19 protein-coding genes are annotated in these 19,293 nt (G+C 60.9%); 4 read left to right on the top strand and 15 right to left on the bottom strand.

What is annotated here, in order from left to right; genetic code table 11:
- Positions 1 to 148: 148 nt before the first annotated feature.
- From urtA to AC1RDQ_RS10535, 15 genes are all read right to left on the bottom strand, one after another.
- Entirely contained in the window at positions 149 to 1,414 is a 1,266-nt protein-coding gene (urtA, locus tag AC1RDQ_RS10605; RefSeq protein ID WP_057712186.1) for an urea ABC transporter substrate-binding protein, read from the bottom strand.
- A gap of 312 nt (positions 1,415 to 1,726) precedes the next feature.
- On the bottom strand, positions 1,727 to 2,737 hold the full coding sequence (locus tag AC1RDQ_RS10600) for a FecCD family ABC transporter permease (protein ID WP_407514968.1): 1,011 nt from the start codon (positions 2,735 to 2,737) through the stop codon (positions 1,727 to 1,729).
- Positions 2,734 to 3,693, bottom strand: coding sequence for an ABC transporter substrate-binding protein (locus tag AC1RDQ_RS10595; protein WP_492587201.1), 960 nt, complete (start codon positions 3,691 to 3,693; stop codon positions 2,734 to 2,736). Before AC1RDQ_RS10595 ends, AC1RDQ_RS10600 begins: the two co-directional genes overlap by 4 nt.
- Positions 3,690 to 4,478 (bottom strand): ABC transporter ATP-binding protein, encoded by a 789-nt coding sequence (locus tag AC1RDQ_RS10590; RefSeq protein ID WP_090452889.1) that lies wholly within the window; start codon positions 4,476 to 4,478, stop codon positions 3,690 to 3,692. The genes AC1RDQ_RS10595 and AC1RDQ_RS10590 overlap by 4 nt, the downstream gene beginning before the upstream one ends.
- Positions 4,479 to 4,634: 156 nt before the next feature.
- On the bottom strand, positions 4,635 to 6,014 hold the full coding sequence (locus AC1RDQ_RS10585) for a PepSY-associated TM helix domain-containing protein (RefSeq protein WP_429521906.1): 1,380 nt from the start codon (positions 6,012 to 6,014) through the stop codon (positions 4,635 to 4,637).
- A gap of 111 nt (positions 6,015 to 6,125) precedes the next feature.
- On the bottom strand, positions 6,126 to 8,243 hold the full coding sequence (locus AC1RDQ_RS10580; RefSeq protein WP_492587199.1) for a TonB-dependent copper receptor: 2,118 nt from the start codon (positions 8,241 to 8,243) through the stop codon (positions 6,126 to 6,128).
- Positions 8,244 to 8,435: 192 nt separating this feature from the next.
- Positions 8,436 to 8,906 (bottom strand): DUF2946 domain-containing protein, encoded by a 471-nt coding sequence (locus AC1RDQ_RS10575; protein ID WP_492587197.1) that lies wholly within the window; start codon positions 8,904 to 8,906, stop codon positions 8,436 to 8,438.
- Positions 8,907 to 8,927: 21 nt separating this feature from the next.
- Complete coding sequence (locus tag AC1RDQ_RS10570; protein WP_057712179.1) at positions 8,928 to 9,407, bottom strand: copper chaperone PCu(A)C; 480 nt, start codon at positions 9,405 to 9,407, stop codon at positions 8,928 to 8,930.
- Positions 9,408 to 9,454: 47 nt separating this feature from the next.
- Positions 9,455 to 9,853 carry a DUF2946 domain-containing protein gene (locus AC1RDQ_RS10565; protein WP_492587195.1) on the bottom strand — a complete coding sequence of 133 codons (399 nt, stop codon included), beginning with the start codon at positions 9,851 to 9,853 and terminating at the stop codon, positions 9,455 to 9,457.
- Positions 9,854 to 9,950: 97 nt separating this feature from the next.
- Positions 9,951 to 10,241, bottom strand: coding sequence for an addiction module antidote protein (locus AC1RDQ_RS10560; RefSeq protein ID WP_057397803.1), 291 nt, complete (start codon positions 10,239 to 10,241; stop codon positions 9,951 to 9,953).
- A 3-nt stretch (positions 10,242 to 10,244) separates the two neighbouring features.
- The gene (locus AC1RDQ_RS10555; protein ID WP_218495156.1) at positions 10,245 to 10,547 is read right to left on the bottom strand and encodes a type II toxin-antitoxin system RelE/ParE family toxin; all 303 of its coding nucleotides are present in this window, start codon (positions 10,545 to 10,547) and stop codon (positions 10,245 to 10,247) included.
- Positions 10,548 to 10,748: 201 nt separating this feature from the next.
- Entirely contained in the window at positions 10,749 to 11,465 is a 717-nt protein-coding gene (locus AC1RDQ_RS10550; protein ID WP_492587193.1) for a cobalt-precorrin-6A reductase, read from the bottom strand.
- The gene (locus tag AC1RDQ_RS10545; protein ID WP_492587191.1) at positions 11,462 to 12,559 is read right to left on the bottom strand and encodes a cobalt-precorrin-5B (C(1))-methyltransferase; all 1,098 of its coding nucleotides are present in this window, start codon (positions 12,557 to 12,559) and stop codon (positions 11,462 to 11,464) included. Before AC1RDQ_RS10545 ends, AC1RDQ_RS10550 begins: the two co-directional genes overlap by 4 nt.
- Positions 12,552 to 13,763 (bottom strand): precorrin-6y C5,15-methyltransferase (decarboxylating) subunit CbiE, encoded by a 1,212-nt coding sequence (cbiE, locus tag AC1RDQ_RS10540; protein WP_492587190.1) that lies wholly within the window; start codon positions 13,761 to 13,763, stop codon positions 12,552 to 12,554. The genes AC1RDQ_RS10545 and cbiE overlap by 8 nt, the downstream gene beginning before the upstream one ends.
- A gap of 143 nt (positions 13,764 to 13,906) precedes the next feature.
- Complete coding sequence (locus tag AC1RDQ_RS10535; RefSeq protein ID WP_492587188.1) at positions 13,907 to 14,566, bottom strand: hypothetical protein; 660 nt, start codon at positions 14,564 to 14,566, stop codon at positions 13,907 to 13,909.
- 252 nt (positions 14,567 to 14,818) lie between these two features.
- On the opposite strand from AC1RDQ_RS10535, the gene cobG reads away from it, so the two are divergent.
- From cobG to cobJ, 4 genes are read left to right on the top strand one after another with little or no spacing between them, the layout of a single operon-like run.
- Positions 14,819 to 16,126 (top strand): precorrin-3B synthase, encoded by a 1,308-nt coding sequence (gene cobG / locus AC1RDQ_RS10530; protein ID WP_492587500.1) that lies wholly within the window; start codon positions 14,819 to 14,821, stop codon positions 16,124 to 16,126.
- On the top strand, positions 16,119 to 16,745 hold the full coding sequence (locus AC1RDQ_RS10525) for a precorrin-8X methylmutase (RefSeq protein WP_057712171.1): 627 nt from the start codon (positions 16,119 to 16,121) through the stop codon (positions 16,743 to 16,745). Before cobG ends, AC1RDQ_RS10525 begins: the two co-directional genes overlap by 8 nt.
- Positions 16,745 to 17,476 carry a precorrin-2 C(20)-methyltransferase gene (locus AC1RDQ_RS10520; RefSeq protein WP_033063580.1) on the top strand — a complete coding sequence of 244 codons (732 nt, stop codon included), beginning with the start codon at positions 16,745 to 16,747 and terminating at the stop codon, positions 17,474 to 17,476. The genes AC1RDQ_RS10525 and AC1RDQ_RS10520 overlap by 1 nt, the downstream gene beginning before the upstream one ends.
- On the top strand, positions 17,476 to 19,182 hold the full coding sequence (gene cobJ, locus AC1RDQ_RS10515; RefSeq protein ID WP_492587186.1) for a precorrin-3B C(17)-methyltransferase: 1,707 nt from the start codon (positions 17,476 to 17,478) through the stop codon (positions 19,180 to 19,182). The genes AC1RDQ_RS10520 and cobJ overlap by 1 nt, the downstream gene beginning before the upstream one ends.
- The last annotated feature ends 111 nt before the right edge of the window (positions 19,183 to 19,293 follow it).

The raw sequence follows: 19,293 nt of genomic DNA, 5'->3' as shown, positions 1-19,293 counted from the left end.
GCGGAACATTGTGGGAGCGAGCTTGCTCGCGATAGCGGTGGCCCAGTCAAAGAGATGTCGAATGTGCCGACCTCATCGCGAGCAAGCTCGCTCCCACAGGGAGTTGTGTCGGCCTCAGGCACTAAGCCTGGCGCCGACATCCAGTGGCTTAGTTGCTCTTCATCGCGTAGTCCGGTTTCTTGTCGTTACCCGGAATGAACGGGCTCCACGGCTGGGCGCGGATCGGGCCTTCGGTCTGCCACACCACATTGAACTGACCGTCGGCCTGGATCTCGCCGATCATCACCGGCTTGTGCAGGTGGTGGTTGGTCTTGTCCATGGTCAGGGTGTATCCGGACGGCGCGGCAAAGGTCTGGCCGCCCAGGGCTTCGCGAACTTTGTCGACGTCGGTGGACTTGGCTTTTTCAGCCGCTTGCGCCCACATGTGGATGCCGACGTAGGTGGCTTCCATCGGATCGTTGGTCACCGCTTTGTCGGCGCCCGGCAGGTTGTGTTTCTTCGCGTAGGCTTTCCAGTCGGCGACGAATTTCTTGTTCGCCGGGTTCTCAACCGACTCGAAGTAGTTCCACGCCGCGAGGTTGCCCACCAATGGCTTGGTGTCGATGCCACGTAGTTCTTCTTCGCCCACCGAGAACGCCACGACCGGCACGTCGGTAGCCTTCAGGCCCTGGTTGGCCAGTTCTTTATAGAACGGCACGTTGGAGTCGCCGTTGACGGTGGAGATGACCGCCGTCTTGCCGCCTGCCGAGAACTTCTTGATGTTGGCGACGATGGTCTGGTAGTCGCTGTGACCGAACGGGGTGTAGACCTCTTCGATGTCCTTGTCGGCCACGCCTTTGGAGTGCAGGAACGAACGCAGGATCTTGTTGGTGGTTCGCGGGTAGACGTAGTCGGTGCCGAGCAGGAAGTAGCGCTTGGCGCTGCCGCCTTCTTCGCTCATCAGGTATTCAACGGCAGGGATCGCCTGCTGGTTCGGCGCAGCGCCGGTGTAGAAGACGTTCGGCGACATCTCTTCGCCTTCGTATTGCACCGGGTAGAACAGCAAGCCGTTAAGTTCTTCGAACACCGGCAGCACCGATTTACGCGACACCGAGGTCCAGCAACCGAACACCACGGCGACCTTGTCCTGGGTCAGCAATTGACGACCCTTCTCGGCGAACAGCGGCCAGTTCGAGGCAGGGTCGACCACTACCGGCTCGAGCATCTTGCCGTTCACGCCGCCCTTGGCGTTGATCTCGTCGATGGTCATCAGCGCCATGTCTTTCAACGACGTTTCGGAGATCGCCATGGTTCCGGACAACGAATGCAGAATACCGACCTTGATGGTCTCGGCGGCCTGGACAGTCCAGGTCATGCCCATCGCGGCAATGGATGCCGAGAGTGTGAAAGCCTTGATCAAACTGCGACGCTTCATTGTGCGATCTCCATGAACTTATGAGTTTTCTTGGTTGGCAGATGCGGACTACTGAAGGTGTGTTTTGCAAGGGCTGTGCCCGGTCGGCAAAGGCAGGGAAATGTCGGTTTAGAGCGGTCGTGCGGTTTGATGGCGCACCATGAAGGATCGCGACAGGCGTGTTGGTGCGAAGAGGTGCGCCAGATTGGAGCGCAGATCTTGTGGGCAACCCCAATCAACTGTGGGAGCGAGCTTGCTCGCGATAGCGGTGGGTCAGACACCGTCATGTTGGATGTGCCGCCGCCATCGCGAGCAAGCTCGCTCCCACAGGGATCAGCGACGGCGCATCAGGCCGATGAAGAACAGTCCGCCAATCGCGGCGGTAGCGACGCCAATGGGAAGATCTTCAGGAGCAATCATGGTCCGGGCGGCGACGTCGACCCAAACCAGAAACACGCTGCCAAGCAACACGCACACCGGCAGCAACCGTCGGTGTTCAGCCCCGACCAGGCGCCGCGCAATATGCGGCACCATCAACCCGACAAAACCAATCGAGCCGCTGATCGACACCAGCACTCCGGTCATCAACGAGGCAATCAAAAACACCCGCAGGCGCACGGTGCGTGCATTCAGGCCCAGGGTCACCGCCGTCTGTTCACCGGCCATCAGTGCATTCAGCGGTCGCGCCATACCCAGCAGCAATATCAGCCCGAACAACACACTGGCTGTCGGTACCGCCAGCAATTCCCAGCGTGCCAACCCGAGCCCGCCGAGCATCCAGAACATCACCGCCGAACTGGCTCGATGGTCGCCCATGAACAGCAGCAAATTGGCAATCGCCATCATCACGAACGACACCGCCACGCCGCACAGCAGCAAGCGGTCACTGTCCAGGCGCCCATGACGACTGGCAATCATCAGCACCACCAGCATGCTCAGCAATGCCCCGATGAATGCCGCGATCGGCAAGGTCAGCAGACCAACGATTTCACCGACATGCAGCACCACGATCACCGCACCAAGTGTGGCACCGGAAGTCACGCCGAGCAGGTGCGGGTCAGCCAACGGGTTGCGCGTGACTGCTTGCAGCACCGCGCCGATCAACGCCAGGCCCGCGCCCACCAGCGCGCCGAGCAGCATGCGCGGGACGCGGATCAGCCAGACGATATGTTCCTGTCCGGGGTTCCAGTCCACCACACCGAAACCGAACAGTTTATGCAACAGGATGCGCCACACCACATCCAGCGGCACCCGCGCCGGGCCGAAACCCAGGGACACCACGCACGACACCAGCAACAGGGCACCGAGTGCGATCAGCATCAGGGCGTAGCGACGGTTGGTCATTCGCCGTGGAAACCCTTGGCCAGGGTTGCGACCGCCAGCACGTTATCGATCCCCGGCGTGGCCTGCACGTAAGGGATGACGATGAAGCGCTGGTGCCTGATCGCGGCCACCGATTGCAGGGCCTTGTTGCTCAGCAGGAATTGAATCTTCTGATCGGCAGTGACTTCGCTGTAGTCGACGATCACGATCACCTGCGGGTTGCGCTCGACCACGGTTTCCCAATTGACCCGGGTCCAGCTTGCGTCGACATCCTCCAGAACATTGCGCCCGCCAGCGGCGTCGATCAGCGCTTGCGGCATACCCAGGCTTCCTGAGGTCATGGCGCGATCTTCGCCGCTGTCGTACAGGAAGACCCGCGGTTTTTCCGCGGGCAGGTCTTTGCCAATGTCTGCCACTTGCGCCTGCATGTGGGTGATCAGGGCATTGGCGCGGTCCTGCACGTCAAAGATTCTGCCGAGGTTGCGCAGGTCGTTGTAGGTGTCTTCGAGGCTGGCCGGCGGGCGCTTCATCACGAAGGCGCAGGACTCGCTCAGCTCATACACATTGATGCCCAGCGGTAGCAGGGTTTGCGGCGTGAGATCGCCGCCGATACGCATGCCGTAGTCCCAGCCGGCGAAGAAGAAATCGACGTTGGCATTGAGCAGGGTTTCCACCGACGGGTACTTGGCCGCCAGTTCCGGCAGGCCTTCGAGAATGCCCTGCATCTCGGGCGTCACGGCCTTCCAGCCACTGATGCCGCTGTAACCGGCCATCCGTGGTTTGAGGCCGAGGGCGAGCATCATCTGGGTCATGTTGATGTCGTGGCTGAGCGCGTGTTTTGGTGCCTGCTTGAAGGTCACTTCGCGGTTGCAGCTTTTGATTGTCAGCGGGTAACGGGTGGCTTCGGCCAATGCCTGGACGCTGCCCAGCAGCATCACGAGAGAGAGGCAGGAGCGCAGCAGGGAACGCAAAGTCATGGTTGGGTTATCCAGGTGATTCGTGGGTAGCCGTGCAGTGGATGTTCATCGATCAGTGCTTGGACGCCGAACACATTGCGCAGCAGCGCAGCGGTCAGGACTTCTTTCGGCGTGCCGCTGGCGACGATACGACCATGGTTGATCACGTACAGTCGATCACAAAAAGCCGCCGCCAGATTGAGGTCGTGGATGCTCGCCAGGGTGCCGATATTCAAGCGCTTGACCAACTTCAAAAGCTCAAGCTGAAAATGCGGGTCGAGGTGGTTGGTCGGCTCGTCAAGGATCAGCAGTTGTGGTTGCTGGGCCAGGGCGCGGGCGAGGATGACCCGCTGTTTTTCACCACCGGAGAGAGTGGCGAACCCGTGGTCTTCGAAGCCCTTGAGGCCAACGGATTCCAGGGCCTGATTGACCAGGTCGCGGTCTTCAAGGGTGTCGCCGTCGAACAAGCCTTTGTGCGGCGTGCGGCCCATGGCGACCACCTCCTCGACGGTCAGGCCGAAGGCATCAGGGAACTCCTGCAACACCACGGCGATGCGTTGCGCGCACCAGCGCGAGGAGTGCTTCCAGACGTTCTGGTGATCGAGTCTGACCTCGCCGCTTTCCGGTTGATTGAAGCGCCAGGCACACCGCAACAGGCTGGTCTTGCCACTGCCGTTGGGGCCGATCAGCCCGACGAACTCACCGGCGGCCACGTGTAGCGAGGCGTCACGCAGCTGGAATTGGTGGTGGCAATGGCCGTGACCCAGTGGGGACCAGGTAAGGTTTGTCAGATTCAGCGAGGTCATGCAGTGACTCTTGAGGTGATGCTGATGGCCCCTTCGCGGACAAGCTCGCTCCCACAGGTCTTACGCAATCCCTGTGGGAGCGAGCTTGCTCGCGATGGGGCTGAGGTGATGCGCGGGGAGTTTACAGTGCCTTTCGCCCGGCGCATCTCGCCTGTTTCAAGATGAAGATGAAGCCGACTCAGTTTGCCGGGTAAAGCGCGACAGCAGCACGCGATCGAGCACCCACACCGCCACCAGAGAAGCACCCACCAACGGGAAGGCCACTGCCAGGGCGAACATGATCACCATCGCGGTTTTCCATTTTGGCAGGTCATGGCGCAGCGGCGGCACGCCGAGTTTTCCTTGCGGACGGCGCTTCCACCAGATCACCACGCCGCTGACCGCGCTGAGCAAAATCATCAGGCAGATCAGCAATACGACGATCTGGTTGAACACGCCGAACATCTTGCCCTCGTGCAGCATCACGCCGATTTCCGTGGCGCGGGCGACGGTGCCGTACTGCTCGAAGCGTACATCGGCCAGGACTTTGCCGGTGTACTGATCGATGTGCAGCGTGGCGTCATTGCGCGGGTCGTCGGCGAATACGGCGATGGTGAACACGCCGGTCGCGGTGGTCGGCAGGGTGATGCTGTAGCCCGGTTCGACCTTGCGCTCGCTGGCGATGTTTTGTACGTCCTGCAGGCGGATGGTCGGTGATGCCGGACCGGCCGCTGCGTCGTCGTGGGCCATGTGCTCGGCATGGTCGCCGGACATCGGCATCGGGGTGTTTTCCATGGCCCACGGCACGGTCTGGCGGGTGGCGGTGTTGAGGCTGCGTGCCTCGACGTCGGACTTCGGCACGTCATCCCACATGGCCGCCGGGAACACGTTCCACACTTCGGCGTATTGCTTGCCCCAGAAACCGGTCCAGGTCATGCCGCTGAGCAGCATCACCAGCAGCAGGGACGCGCCCCAGAACCCGGTGACCGCGTGCAGGTCGCGCCACAATACGCGACCTCGACTGTTCAGGCGTGGCCACAAAATGCCTGCCGCCTGACCGCGCGGCCACCACAGGAAAATGCCGGACACCACCAGCACCACGCCCCACCCGGCGGCCAGTTCGATCAGCCGATCGCCAACGGTGCCGATCATCAGCTCGCCGTGAATCGACCGGGCGATGGCTTGCAGGTTCTTCTTGGCGTCTTGTTCACCGAGGATGTCACCGTGGTACGGATCAACGAAAACGTTCAGCTCCTTTTCATCGTTGAGCACGACAAACTGCGCGCTGCGCTCGGCAGTGACCGGCGGCAGGTACTGGGTGACCTGACCTTGTGGATAAGCCGTTTTCACCCGTGTCAGCAGGTCGTCGGCCGGGACGGTGTGATGACCGGCCGGGACGTTGAGCAGGCTGCTGTACATCAGCGAGTCGAGCTGCGGTTTGAACAGGTAGACGGTGCCGGTCAACGCCAGCATCACCATGAATGGCGCAACGAACAATCCGGCATAGAAATGCCAGCGCCAGGCCAGGTTGTAGAAATTCACTTTGGGCTGTTTCATCACGTGTGCTCCGCTTGGCTGGATCTTTTAGTTGTTTGTTTTTGCGGTTGCTGCGCAACCGATCGCGAGCAGGCTCGCTCCCCTGTAGGGGCGAGCTTGCTCGCGAAGTTTTTAGAAACTCATGTCCACCTTGGTCCAGAGCGTTCGCCCCGGTTCCTTGATGGCTTGCGGGTTATTGGCCGGGTAGCCGAAACCGGCGTTGCCGGCCAGGTTCAAGTGTTCGGCGTAAGCCTTGCCGAACAGGTTGTCGACGCCGCTGCTGACCTTCCAGTTGCTGTTGATCCGATAGGCTCCGTTGAGGGAGAACACGCCGAAGCCCGGCGTCTTGTCGAAGTCCTTGCCGACCACGTTGCCCTTGTTCTGGTCGATGCGGTTTTGTGCGGCAACCACTCTCCACAGTGCGCCGGCGCTCCAGTTGTCTTCGCTGTAGGTCAGGCCGAAACGGGCATCCAGCGGCGGCATCTGCGGCAATGCACTGCCATCGCTGCTGTTCTTGCCCCAGGCGTAGGCCAGGGTCGCGTCGGCTTTCCAGTTGTCGGTGAAGTTGTAAGCGGCGCCCAGTTCGCCGCCCATGATTCGCGCGTCGATGTTTTCGGCTTGCGAGGTCGTACCCATCATTGTCGGGGTGTAGTTGAACAGGATGTAATCGCGCACCTGTCCGACGTAAGCCGAGGCCCAGGCTTCGAGGTCTTCGGTCTTGTATTGCAGGCCGAAATCGAGTTGGGTTGTTTTTTCCGGTTTGATCGAGTCGAAGGCATTCACCGAACCGGCGGGGCCGGACTTGGGAGAGAAAAGCTCCCAGTAATCCGGGAATCGCTGGGAGTGACCGAGGCCGGCATACAGGGTGGTCGGGCTGTCGGCCAGGTCATGTTCATAGCGGATGAAACCACTCGGCAGGGTGTCGGCGCGGGTGTCGTCGGCGGTCGGATTCGGGCGGGTCATCATGCCCGAGCCGGTGGTCTGCCGATAATCCTTGGCCGAGGCGCGGTCCAGGCGCGCGCCGCTGATCAGGCGGTCACGGTCGGCGGCGTACCAGGTCAATTCGCCGAAGACTCCGTAGTTATGGAAGTCGGCATCCTTGGTGTACGGCAGGTCCTTGTAGGTGTCGACGCCCATGGCGCCGCGCTGGCGATGTTCGTTGGTCTGCGCGTCGATGCCGCTGATCAGTTGCACATCAGTCCAGCGCCAGGTGGCCTTGACCCGGGCGCCGAGGGTGCGGCGGTCGACGTTGGAGGCCATGGGGCCGGCCATCATCCCGGTGCCGGACGGCGTGCGCAGGGTGTAGTTGTCCATCACGTGATCGGCGTAGTTGTAGTAGACCTGCGCCTCGACCTTATCCAGTACCTCGCCGATGTTGGATTGCTCGAAGCGCAGGCCAAGGCTTTCGCGCAGGAACTGCGAACCGTCCATGCCGCGCCCGGCGTAGCGGGCTTCACCATCGCCACGGCCGGCGGTCAGTTCCAGCAAGGTGTCGGTATTCGGCGTCCAGCCGACGGCCACGTCGCCGTTCCATTTGTCATAGCGCGACGCCACGGTGTCGTTGTTGCCGTCCTGGTAGTCGTCGGAGTGCGCGGTGTTGCCGATGACCCGCACATAACCCGATTGTCCACCGGCGGCAGCGTCCACCAGTTTGTCGAAGCGGCCGTTGGAGCCGGCCAGCACGCTGGCGTTGACCCGTGTGCCGAGTGCGCCGAAATGCTCCGGCTCGCGGTCGAACAGGATAGTGCCAGCCGAGGAACCCGGTCCCCACAGCACGGTTTGCGGGCCTTTGATCACGGTGAGCTTGTCGTAGGTTTCCGGCGAGATGTAGGAGGTCGGGGCGTCCATCCGGCCCGGGCAGGCACCGAGCATCATGCTGCCGTTGGTGAGGATGTTCAGCCGCGAGCCGAACATGCCGCGCAGCACCGGGTCACCATTGGTGCCGCCATTGCGCACCATGGCAAAGCCGGGGATGGTCTTCAGGTAATCGGCGCCATCGCTGGCGGGCACCGGTTGTCGCGGGTCCTTGGGGTTGGTGACGATGGTCAGGGGCGAGCTGGGCGCAACGGCGGTAATCACCGTCGGGCTCAGTTCTTCGGTGTGACCGGCATGGTCATCGGCCAGCACAGAAGGCGCCAGCAATGCACCGCACAGGATAGCGGTGGCGTGTCTGAAACGAACGCCGAATTCGTTCAGGGCATAAGAGGCTTGGGCAGGGCTCAAGCACGGGACAGCGGAAAACCTGGACATGACAATTTCCATCGAACAGTCGTAAACGACACGGCCGGCAGCCTGAAGCTGTCCCTGTGGGAGCAGGCTTGCTCGCGAAAGCGGTGTGCCAGACGACATCAACGTTGACTGACACTTCCTCTTCGCGAGCAAGCTCGCTCCCACAGGTTGCTTTGGCTGTCTTGCGGACCGTGTGAAATCAGAAGTGAGTGTTTACGCGACGACGGGCGGGGCGCGGGTGCGGGCGCCGGGGAAGAAGGTTGGCCGGGCATGGCCCTGGCGCGCAGAGGGTGTGGTGAAGGTATTGATGGGCGGGATGACGAAGTTGGCGAAAGACACGCCACCGGTCAGCGCCGGGCAATTGAACAGCAGGCTGCAATAGCCACACTTTTCCCACAGCACATGGTGCCCGGGGGCTGGCGGGCAATGCTCGGTGGTGGCTTGCGTGGCTTGCGTGGCTTGCGTGGCTTGCGTGGCATGGTCGGCATGCTCCATCGCCGACATGTCCATGCTCATACCCGTAGGCATGCTCATCGACATGGCGCGCGAATCCATCGGCATCGACTGAGAAATCAGCGGACCGATAAAGATCATCAGCATGGCGAACAGGCTGATCCAGCTGCCACGTGTCAGGCTCAATGCCTGATTGCGTGACCTGGATGACCTGGCGCTAAGCGGGCGCATGGGCGTATTCAGCGCGGGTGGTTATTGCGCGTGCTTGTGTTCTTGCATGGCGTCCGGCGCCTGCTTCTGCACCGCGACTTCGACCGTCACGTCACCGGACTTCTCGAAGTGCAGCGTCATGGGGAAGCGCTTGCCGTCAGTGAGCAGGCTGCGGTCCTTGAGGCCCAGCAACATCACGTGATAAGCCATGGGTGCGAAAGTGACCTCGCCACCGGCGGGCACTTCCACGCTCGGTACGTGCTGCATTTTCATCATGTCGCCTTGCATCACGTGCTCATGCAATTGCGCTTCGCCCGCAATGGGGGTGTCGACGCTGAGCAGGCGGTCGGCGGTCTTGCCTTGATTGTTGATCACGAAATACGCCGCAACGGTGGGCGCATTGGGTGGCAACTCCTGGGACCACGGATGAGCGATTTCCAGTGTGCCGACCTTGTATTCGTGGGCATTGGCAAAGCAGGCAGGCAGCAGCAACGCAGCCAGAACGATGAGTTTGTTCAACATGGCAATTCTCCGGAACGATTTAAAACGCAGTCAATTGCGAGAAAAAATCACACCAGAGGGGACGCGCGGGGGTTGAGGCTCGGCCATTGCTGGCGCGGTGACGGGCTTTCCAGAGAGGTGGCAGGCAGGCTTCGGTTGGACTCGAAGTGCGCGAAATACAGTTGTGGCGTATGCCCCGGCAACGCCACCAATGGCGCGGAACCCGAGCAGCACCAGCAATGCTGCATGTTGGAATGATCGTCGCTTTGCGGGGCTTTGTGTTCAAGGTCCCCGATGGAAATCGCCACCATCCTGGTGCCACTGGAGCTGCAGAAGCTACCCCACAACAACTGTTCGGCGGATGACTTCGCCGTTTGCGCCATCGCTCCGGACATCGGCATGGCGAGCATGTTGAACAGCACTGCGAAGCAGGCTATCCAGGCAATTGCGAGCCGGTGTCGGGACATGGGACAAAATCCGTTTGGGTGGGCGATCAGGCGCGGGCTATTTAGCCTGATCAGGGCCGATAAGTAAAAAGGCGGCGTGCGGTGTGGTGTCGCAGCATCAGACAGCGATGGCGTGCAAACGCAGACCCAAGGCTTTCATAACCTTCATGATAGTCGCGAATTCCGGATTGCCACTACTGCTCAGTGCCTTGTACAGACTCTCGCGCCCCAAGCCGGCATCACGGGCTATTTGTGTCATGCCCTTTGCCCGGGCGATATCGTTGAGCGCTGCACGTATCAGCACGCCGTCTCCAGCATCCTCTTCAAAGCAGGCATCCAGATAAGCCGCCATTTCTTCCGGTGTCTTGAGAAACTCGGCGGCATCAAAACGGGTAAATTGTTCGGCCATGATTTACTCCTCATTACCGATATTGTGTGCCATTTGAATAGCACGTTTGATATCTCGTTTTTGAGTCGACTTGTCACCCCCAATCAACAGCAAGTAAATCACCTCATCTCTGCGAGTGAAGTACAACCTGTAGCCTGGGCCGTAGTGAACGCGCATCTCATACACCGCAGCACCTACAGATTCACAATCACCAAAATTTCCATACTCGGCTGCCCGGAGTCTCGCGATTATTCGAGCTTTGCCAATGGTGTCCCTCAGCGAGTTGAGCCAGTCAGCAAATACTTGGGATCGCTCAAAATCGATCATGTTGAATCGTATTCCTTGGGATACAGAGTGGCAAGCGGCACTTTCTTTTGGGCGAGGCCATTCATCCCCGTGGATGTCGGGTGCGCTTGATCGGTTCAGGAGGAGGCGAACTATAGGACTGCGGTCGTAGAGTAGATAGCCAGCTGCGTCTGAGTTTATTGCCAGCGCAATCACTGGATTTAGCAACTCTCAGGAACAGTCCTACATCGATAGGACATCCAGCATATCCGCCACCGAGAGGAATTCACGATCCACGTCGGGCAACACCGGCCGCTTCAAGACAATCACCGGCACCCCACGTTCACGTGCGACTTCCAGTTTCGGTTCGGTCGCCGTGCTGCCGCTGTTCTTGCTGATCAGCACGTCGATGTTTCGCCGTTCGAACAACTCGCGTTCATCGTCGATCAGGAAGGGCCCACGTGCGCCAATCACTTCGCAGCGCTCATTGCCCGGATACACATCCAGTGCGCGCAGGGTCCAGAATTGTTCCGCTGGAATTTCGTCCAGGTGTTGCAGGGGCTCGCGACCGAGGGTGAACAGCGGTCGACGGAATGGCTTCAGGGCGTCGATCAGTCCGGCCCAATCGCTGACTTCCCGCCAGTCATCACCCGTTTGGGCTTGCCAGGCCGGACGCCGTAGCGCCCAGCAGGGAATGCCGCTCAAGCGCGCGGCGGTCGCGGAGTTCTGGCTGATCCGGGCGGCGTAGGGGTGAGTGGCGTCGAGCAGCAGATCGATGCCTTCATCGCGAATAAATTGCGCCAGACCCTCGGCACCACCGTAGCCGCCGACGCGCACTTGGCATTGCAGATCCGTCGGAATCCGACCGACACCGGCCAGGCTGTAGATATGCTGCGGTCCCAGCGTGCGGGCAATGGCCATGGCTTCGGTCACGCCGCCGAGCAACAGGATGCGCTTCATTGAAAGGCTCCCGCATGGCCAACGATCCCGCCCTGGCGATCGATGGCGAAGACTTCCACCTGAACCTGCGCCGGCACCACGCTGCGGGCAAAATCCAGGGCGTGCTGACAGACGGCATCGCCCAGGGCGACCCCGGCTGTGGCGGCCATGACCAGTGCCTGCTGGCTGGTGTTGGCCTCGCGGATGCTCTGCTGCAACGCCGCATCGGCGCCGACCTGCGCCGCCCATAACGCCAGTTGCGGCAGGTCAATGCTCGAATGGCGACTGTGCAAATCCATGTGCCCGGCCGCCAGTTTGCTGATCTTGCCGAAACCACCGCACAGGCTGAGTTTATCCACAGGTACTTTGCGCAGGTGCTTGAGCACGGCGCCAACGAAGTCGCCCATTTCGATCAGGGCGATTTCCGGCAGGTTGTAGACCCGGCGCATGGTGTCTTCGCTGGCGTTGCCAGTGCAGGCGGCGATGTGCAGGTAACCGTTGGTTTTCGCCACGTCGATACCCTGGTGGATCGAGGCGATGTAGGCCGCACAGGAAAACGGTCGGACGATACCACTGGTGCCGAGGATCGACAGACCGCCAAGAATGCCCAGGCGTGGATTCATGGTTTTCAGTGCCAGTGCCTCGCCATTCTCGACATTGACCGTGACCTCGAAACCGCCGCTGTAGTCGAGCTCGTCAGCCAGTCGGGCCAGGTGTTCGCTGATCATTTTGCGCGGCACCGGGTTGATCGCGGGCTCGCCGACTCCCAGCACCAGCCCGGGCCGGGTCACGGTGCCGACGCCGCGACCGGCCTTGAAGCGCGTCCCCGGTTCGCTGCTCAGGCGCACCTGGGAGTAGAGCAGGGCACCGTGGGTCACGTCCGGATCGTCCCCGGCGTCCTTGAGGGTTCCCGATTCGGCGCCGTCCTCGGTGAGGCGGCAGAACTCCAGGCGCATCTGCACCTGTTTGCCCTTGGGCAACACGATTTCCACCGCATCGGCCGATGTGCCAGCCAGCAGCAGACGCGCGGCGGCGAGGCTGGTGGCCGTGGCGCAACTGCCGGTGGTCAGGCCGCTGCGCAGAGGGGCGGGGTGTTCGGCGGTTTCGTCACGCATCGAAGGGTTTCGTCACGTCCAGCAAGGTAATCGGCAAGGCCTGGCGCCAGGTGTCGAAGTCGCCCAGCGGTTGGGCCTGGGCGATATGAATTCGCGTCAGCTCCCCGCCGTGTTGCTCGCGCCAGGCCATCAGGGTCATTTCACTTTGCAGTGTGACTGCGTTGGCAATCAGCCGGCCACCGGGTTTGAGTTCGGCCCAGCAGGCATCGAGCACGCCCTCGCGGGTGACACCTCCGCCGATGAAAATCGCATCCGGCCGCTCCAGCCCGGTCAGTGCCTGCGGCGCGCTGCCGCGAACCAGTTGCAGGCCGGGAACGCCTAGGGCATCGCGGTTGTATTCGATCAACGCTTGTCGGCCCGCATCTGCCTCGATGGCCAGTGCGCGGCAACCGGGGTGGGCGCGCATCCATTCGATGCCGATCGAGCCACTGCCGGCGCCGACATCCCACAACAGTTCGCCGGGGGTCGGGGCCAGGCGCGCGAGGGTGATGGCGCGCACATCGCGCTTGGTCAGTTGGCCGTCGTGCTTGAAGGCGGAGTCCGGCAGGCCGGCCAGTCGCGACAGGCGTAGCGTGTCCGGCTCGGCGATGCACTCGATAGCGATCAGGTTCAGGTCGGCGATCACAGGATCGGTCCATTCATTGGCGATGCCGTCGACACGTCGCTCGGCTTCACCGCCCAAATGTTCGAGCACCGTTATCCGGCTCGGGCCGAAACCACGTTCACGCAGCAGTGCGGCGATGGCGGCGGGGCTGCTGCCGTCGTTACTCAACACCAGCAAGCGCACGCCACTGGACAATTGGGCGTTGAGTGCGGCGACGGGGCGGGCAACCACTGACAACGTGACCACTTCCTGCAAAGGCCAACCCATTCGCGCCGCGGCGAGCGAGCAGGAAGAGGGAGCGGGCAGAATAAGCATTTCATCGCTGGATAAATGTCGGGAGAGACTGGCTCCCACCCCGAAAAACATTGGATCACCGCTGGCCAGGACGCAAACGGGTTCTCCCTGTTTCGCCAAAACCGGTTCAAGGGCGAAAGGACTGGGCCACAATTGCCGTACACCGCAGATGCAGGCTGGCAACAGGTCCAGTTGCCGTTGACCGCCAATGATCCGCGTAGCGTTCAGCAGAGCGTGTCGGGCATTTTTGCCAAGCCCCTTGAAGCCTTCTTCTCCAATGCCTACCACTGTCAGCCAGGGGGTCATGCTGTTCCTCTTCTATCAATCGAAGCCAAATCATCGCGCTGCCGGTCTATGTCGACCTGTGCGGTGGTGCATCATAGCGCGGTGTGGATTGAGTTCGCCGGTTGTCAGCGGGAGAAAGCGTCATTGACGGTGATAGCGCACTATTACGGATGTATTGTTGGTACCTTTTGCAGGTCGAATCTCTTCATCCTGATTTCGCTCCGTTTGCGGTCTATGAGCGCTCTTTTGCTTTCGAGTACGCTTTTGTCAAGTTTCAGAGTGGCTCGGTGCTGAATGATCTTTGTCGTCTGTTCTTCCATGTGAAAAAATAGAAAATTGCTCCTTTTTGTAGATGTCACCAATTCGAGATTAAAAACTGCGATCTCAAGAAAACCCTTTGAATCATAGCGTGCAGGTATTACCTGAAACCGCTCTCCCAAGAGACTTTGTTGATCCAGCGAATACAGCGCGGGCTCGTCGGTTTTCAGCGCGTCGAGCGTGTCAATCATGGCGTTCCCTTGTCGGATGTCCGGCATGGCTTGAGCGCTTTGGACCAGAAACTCCGCAATGCTTTTCGAGAGAGTGTGTTGAGTGCGGGTAAAGATCGCATCCTGAAAGACGGACCAGCCAAGAAAATTCAACGTTGTGACGTATTCATGCAGCCACTTTGTCGAGTTGGCAAAGCGACTGCTGACCATGTCGGCGGACTGGGTGGCTATCTGAGTGCAATGAGTGAAGTCATCGTAATCTTGCAGCGAAAGTTGCTCGATGCATGAAATGAGATTGTGGGCGGTCAATGCTCCAGCCGGTGTTTCCGTGTTCATGTACTACTCCTTGAATATATCTATATTCCGGTGTTGTTTGTTTTGTATGTTGGGCAAAAGTACAAGAGTGGCCGTGTGGTTTGAATAAGATTGATGGGTGAAGTTGATTCTTGCTGTTTGCAAGCGAAGCAACTTTATGTCTGGATCGAGAGTATTTCGTCGTCAAGCCGCTTGGGCTTTTCATCAGACCGCCCAAAGCAGGCATAATGCTGTCCTTCGTCTTGTACCGGTCGTCCTGTGAAGTCACGTCAGATACCCAACCGCTTGCGCCCTTCCGCCTGTCCCGGGTTGTTGCGTGTCGTCCAGGCATTGGACGGTGGTATTTGCCGGATCAAACTCGACGGTGGCGCCATCCGTGCGCACCAGGCAATCGCTGTGGCCGATGCCGCCGAGCGATATGCCAGCGGAACGATCGAGGCGACCAACCGGGCCAACCTGCAGATCCGCGGCATTGGCAACGAGCAAGCGGCGTTGATCGACAGCCTGCTGGCCGCCGATCTGGGGCCGCGTACGGCGGCTGGCGACGATGTGCGCAACCTGATGCTCAGCCCCGGTGCCGGGATCGATCGGCGCATGCTGTTCGACACCCGCCCGCTGGCCGGGCAGATCCTCACCACACTGCAAAACCACGAAGCGTTCCACGACCTCAGTGCCAAGTTCGCCGTGCAGCTTGATGGCGGTGAAGAACTGACGATGCTCGAGCATCCCCATGACCTGTGGCTCTCGGCGTTTGAACAAGACAGCGAGCGACGGCTGGCGTTCGGTCTGGCGGGATGCCCGACGGACAGCCCCGCCGGTTCGGTTGCACTGGCTGACGGGCACGCGCTGGTAGTCGCGGTCCTTGAGTTGTTCCTTGAACTGGCGCGCCCCGAGCAGACGCGAATGCGCCATTTGCTGGCCGAATACCCGATCAGGGACATTGTGCTTCGACTGGCTGAGCGAGTGCCGCTGCAGGCCGTTATCGGTTGGCAACGGGTTTCGGGCGCCAGTGATTTGCACATGGGTGCCCATCCCCAGGCCGAGTCCGGTGTTGTCTATGTGGGAGCCGTCCCGCCGCTGGGGCGACTCGATCCGGCGATGCTGCGGGGTGTGGCACAACTGGCGCGGGAGTTCGGTGATTCCAGTCTGCGCTTCACTCCTTGGCAAAGCCTGCTGTTGCCCAATGTCCGCACGGAAAACGCCGCTGAGGTCATTCGGCAATTGCAATGTCTGGGCTTGCAGTGCGAAGCCGATCTGCCATTGTCCCGGTTGATCGCCTGCACCGGCTCAAACGGCTGCGGTAAAAGCCTGGCCGAGACCAAGGGTGATGCCTTGCAACTGGCGACATTGCTGCAACGTCACGGACAAACGCCGAGTGTCCATTTGAGCGGGTGCGCGCGCTCCTGCGCCGCCGCGCATACGGCGCCCGTCACATTACTGGCCGTCGCCCACGGTCACTACGACCTCTATTTTCGCGATGCAGCGCAGCCGGGTTTCGGCGCGCTGCACGCACGCAACCTTACTATTGAAGCGGTCGCGACCCTGCTCGACGCCCGCTCACGGAGCCCCCTTGATGCTTGATTACATCCGCGACGGTCAGGAGATCTATCGCAACTCCTTCGCGATCATTCGCGCCGAGGCCAACCTCGACCGAATCCCGGACGATCTGGAGAAACTCGCGGTCCGTGTCATTCACGCCTGCGGCATGGTCGAGGCCATCGACGGCCTGCAGTTTTCCGAAGGTGCGGGCAAGGCCGGGCGTGATGCGCTGGCGGCCGGCGCGCCGATTTTGTGCGATGCGCGGATGGTCTCCGAAGGCGTGACCCGTGCGCGATTGCCGGCGAACAATCCGGTGATCTGCACCTTGCGCGACGAGAGTGTTCCGGAACTGGCTCGTGATTTGGGTAACACCCGCTCAGCCGCTGCGCTGGAACTGTGGCGCCCGCATCTGGAAGGCAGCGTGGTGGTCATCGGCAACGCTCCGACGGCGCTGTTTTACTTGCTGGAAATGCTCGACGCCGGTGCGCCAAAACCGGCGCTGATCCTCGGTTTTCCGGTGGGCTTCGTCGGTGCCGCCGAATCCAAGGCCGCGCTGGCGGCTGACAGCCGTGGCGTGCCTTTTGTCATCATGCAGGGTCGCCTGGGCGGTAGCGCCATGGCCGCCGCCGCCGTCAATGCCCTCGCCACGGAGATCGAATGATGCAGCAACCTGGACGTTTGATCGGCCTCGGCGTCGGTCCCGGTGATCCGGAACTGATTACCGTCAAGGCCCTGCGCTTGCTGCGCGAATCCCCAGTGGTGGCGTACTTCGTGGCCAAGGGCAAGAAAGGCAACGCCTTCGGTATCATCGAGGCGCATCTGCAGGAAGCGCAGAATTTGTTGCCGCTGGTGTACCCGGTGACCACCGAAGCCTTGCCGGCACCGTTGTCCTACGAGCAAGTGATCAGCGACTTCTACGATGACGCAGCCGACGAATTGGCGACGCATCTCGATGCCGGTCGCGACGTGGCGGTGATCTGCGAGGGCGATCCGTTCTTCTACGGCTCCTACATGTACCTGCACGACCGGCTCGCCGAGCGTTATCAGGCCGAAGTCGTGCCCGGTGTGTGCTCGATGCTCGGCGGGGCCTCGGTGCTCGGTGCGCCGCTGGTGTATCGCAATCAGAGTCTGTCGGTGTTGTCCGGTGTGTTGCCGCACGACGAACTCAAGCGTCGCCTGGCCGATGCCGATGCGGCGGTGATCATGAAGCTTGGGCGCAACTTTCCCAAGGTTCGCCAAGTGCTGGAAGAACTCGGCCTGGCCGAGCGCGCGTTGTACGTCGAGCGCGCGACCATGGCCAATCAGAAGATCGTGCCGCTGGATCAGGTCGAGCCGATGTCCTCGCCGTACTTCTCGTTGATCATCGTTCCTGGTGAAAGGTGGCAAGGCTGATGCCCCGTCCAGTTCCGGCGATTGTCATTCTTGGCAATGGCAGCCTCGCCACCGCGCGTAGTATTCAGCAGGTGTATCCCGACGCCCTGATCCATGGCTTGGCCGAACGGGTCGAAGGCGCGGATCGGGCCTATCAGGAGTTCGGTGCGACCCTGCGCGAACTCTATCAACAGGGCACGCCGATCATTGCCCTGTGCGCGGCCGGGATCGTGATCCGCACGCTGGCGCCCTTGTTGCTGGAAAAAGGCGCCGAACCACCGGTATTGGCGGTAGCCGAAGACGGCAGCGCAGTGGTTCCACTGCTGGGTGGTCTTGGTGGGGTAAATGTGATGGCGCGGGAGATTGCCGCCGCGCTGGAAGTCGCGGCGGCGATCACCACCAGCGGCGAGTTGCGTTTCGGCACGTGCCTGCTCAACCCGCCCAGTGGCTATGCCCTTGGTGATCTGGAGTTGGGCAAGCGTTTCGTTTCCGATTTGCTCGCCGGCGAAACGGTGCGCATTGAGGGTGAGGCTCCGTGGCTGGCACACGTGCAGTTGCCTGAGAATGAGCAGGCGCGGCTGACCGTTCACGTCGGCCATACCGAGCGCGAGCCAGCCGCCAACGAATTGCTGATCTATCCACGCAACGTGCTGGTTGCCGTCACGGGCGAATCGAGCAATGTGTCGGGGACCATTCGCGAGGCTTTGCATCAGGCCGGAATCGCCGTGCAATCGATGGCTTGCCTGTTGGCCGCCGACACCGAAATGGCCAGCTCCGCGCTGCGCGAAGTTGCGCTTGAGCTGGGTGTGCCATTGCGTTTTGTCAGTGCTGCAGGTGCGGCCAGTGAACTGCTGCGGCATGCCATAGCGCAGCCTGTCTCCATCGTTGGTGATGACACTATTGCCATTGCGGTCGCCGAGCAGCCGCTGGACCCCTTGCAGATCGGCCGCCCTCGCGGGCGCCTGGCGGTGATTGGTCTCGGGCCGGGCGCTGCCGAATTGATGGTGCCGGCGGTGAAGGCGGAACTGGCTCGTGCCAACGATGTTCTCGGCTACGAGACCTACGTGCGCATGGCCGGGCCGTTCCGGGCTGATCAGATCCTGCACTGCACCGATAACCGTGAAGAAATGCAGCGCGCCCGTCACGCCTTTGAACTGGCTGCCCAAGGTCGGTCGGTGGTGGTGGTGTCGTCTGGCGATCCGGGTGTCTTCGCCATGGCAGCCGCTGTGCTTGAGGCGCTTCACGAGTCTAGCGATGCCATCTGGCACAGCGTCGATCTTGAGATTTTGCCGGGTGTCTCTGCTTCGTTGGCAACGGCTGCCCAGGCCGGTGCGCCCTTGGGGCATGACTTCTGTGTGCTGTCGCTGTCGGACAACCTCAAGCCTTGGTCGATCATTGAAAAACGCCTGGATCTGGCCGCTCAAGCCGATCTCGCTCTGGCCTTTTACAACCCGATCTCACGTTCGCGGCCGTGGCAATTAGGGCGGGCGCTGGAGATTGTTGGCCAGCATCGTGAACCGGCCACTCCGGTTGTGTTGGGGCGGGACATCGGCCGTCCGGGTCAGACCTTGCGGGTGACAACACTCGGTCAACTGAGTGTCGATCAGGTGGACATGCGGACCATGGTACTCATCGGCTCTTCGACAACGCGCGTGATTCCTCGCCTCGATGGCAGTACGTGGGTTTACACGCCGCGCAGCTATGGCGATAAGCTCACCCCCCTATAACAGTCAGTATTTTTTATTTATTGGATAAAACCGGATCGTCATAGGTTAATGACGGTCCGGTTGTCTTGCGTGCTTTATTTGTATGAGTTGTATGTGCTCTTAGTAAATATT

The organism is Pseudomonas sp. GW823-FHT02E01 (assembly GCF_058797535.1).
This window is presented reverse-complemented; position numbering and strand designations above follow the sequence as displayed.

Coding starts and splice junctions, on each gene's coding strand:
- AC1RDQ_RS10585 (WP_429521906.1), bottom strand. CDS start 6,014: ATGAAACAGCCCAAAGTGAATTTCTACAACCTGGCCTGGCGCTGGCAT.
- cbiE (WP_492587190.1), bottom strand. CDS start 13,763: ATGACCCCCTGGCTGACAGTGGTAGGCATTGGAGAAGAAGGCTTCAAG.
- urtA (WP_057712186.1), bottom strand. CDS start 1,414: ATGAAGCGTCGCAGTTTGATCAAGGCTTTCACACTCTCGGCATCCATT.
- AC1RDQ_RS10600 (WP_407514968.1), bottom strand. CDS start 2,737: ATGACCAACCGTCGCTACGCCCTGATGCTGATCGCACTCGGTGCCCTG.
- AC1RDQ_RS10560 (WP_057397803.1), bottom strand. CDS start 10,241: ATGGCCGAACAATTTACCCGTTTTGATGCCGCCGAGTTTCTCAAGACA.
- AC1RDQ_RS10575 (WP_492587197.1), bottom strand. CDS start 8,906: ATGCGCCCGCTTAGCGCCAGGTCATCCAGGTCACGCAATCAGGCATTG.
- AC1RDQ_RS10590 (WP_090452889.1), bottom strand. CDS start 4,478: ATGACCTCGCTGAATCTGACAAACCTTACCTGGTCCCCACTGGGTCAC.
- AC1RDQ_RS10565 (WP_492587195.1), bottom strand. CDS start 9,853: ATGTCCCGACACCGGCTCGCAATTGCCTGGATAGCCTGCTTCGCAGTG.
- AC1RDQ_RS10580 (WP_492587199.1), bottom strand. CDS start 8,243: ATGTCCAGGTTTTCCGCTGTCCCGTGCTTGAGCCCTGCCCAAGCCTCT.
- AC1RDQ_RS10555 (WP_218495156.1), bottom strand. CDS start 10,547: ATGATCGATTTTGAGCGATCCCAAGTATTTGCTGACTGGCTCAACTCG.
- AC1RDQ_RS10545 (WP_492587191.1), bottom strand. CDS start 12,559: ATGCGTGACGAAACCGCCGAACACCCCGCCCCTCTGCGCAGCGGCCTG.
- AC1RDQ_RS10535 (WP_492587188.1), bottom strand. CDS start 14,566: ATGAACACGGAAACACCGGCTGGAGCATTGACCGCCCACAATCTCATT.
- AC1RDQ_RS10520 (WP_033063580.1), top strand. CDS start 16,745: ATGCAGCAACCTGGACGTTTGATCGGCCTCGGCGTCGGTCCCGGTGAT.
- AC1RDQ_RS10550 (WP_492587193.1), bottom strand. CDS start 11,465: ATGAAGCGCATCCTGTTGCTCGGCGGCGTGACCGAAGCCATGGCCATT.
- AC1RDQ_RS10570 (WP_057712179.1), bottom strand. CDS start 9,407: ATGTTGAACAAACTCATCGTTCTGGCTGCGTTGCTGCTGCCTGCCTGC.
- AC1RDQ_RS10525 (WP_057712171.1), top strand. CDS start 16,119: ATGCTTGATTACATCCGCGACGGTCAGGAGATCTATCGCAACTCCTTC.
- cobJ (WP_492587186.1), top strand. CDS start 17,476: ATGCCCCGTCCAGTTCCGGCGATTGTCATTCTTGGCAATGGCAGCCTC.
- AC1RDQ_RS10595 (WP_492587201.1), bottom strand. CDS start 3,693: ATGACTTTGCGTTCCCTGCTGCGCTCCTGCCTCTCTCTCGTGATGCTG.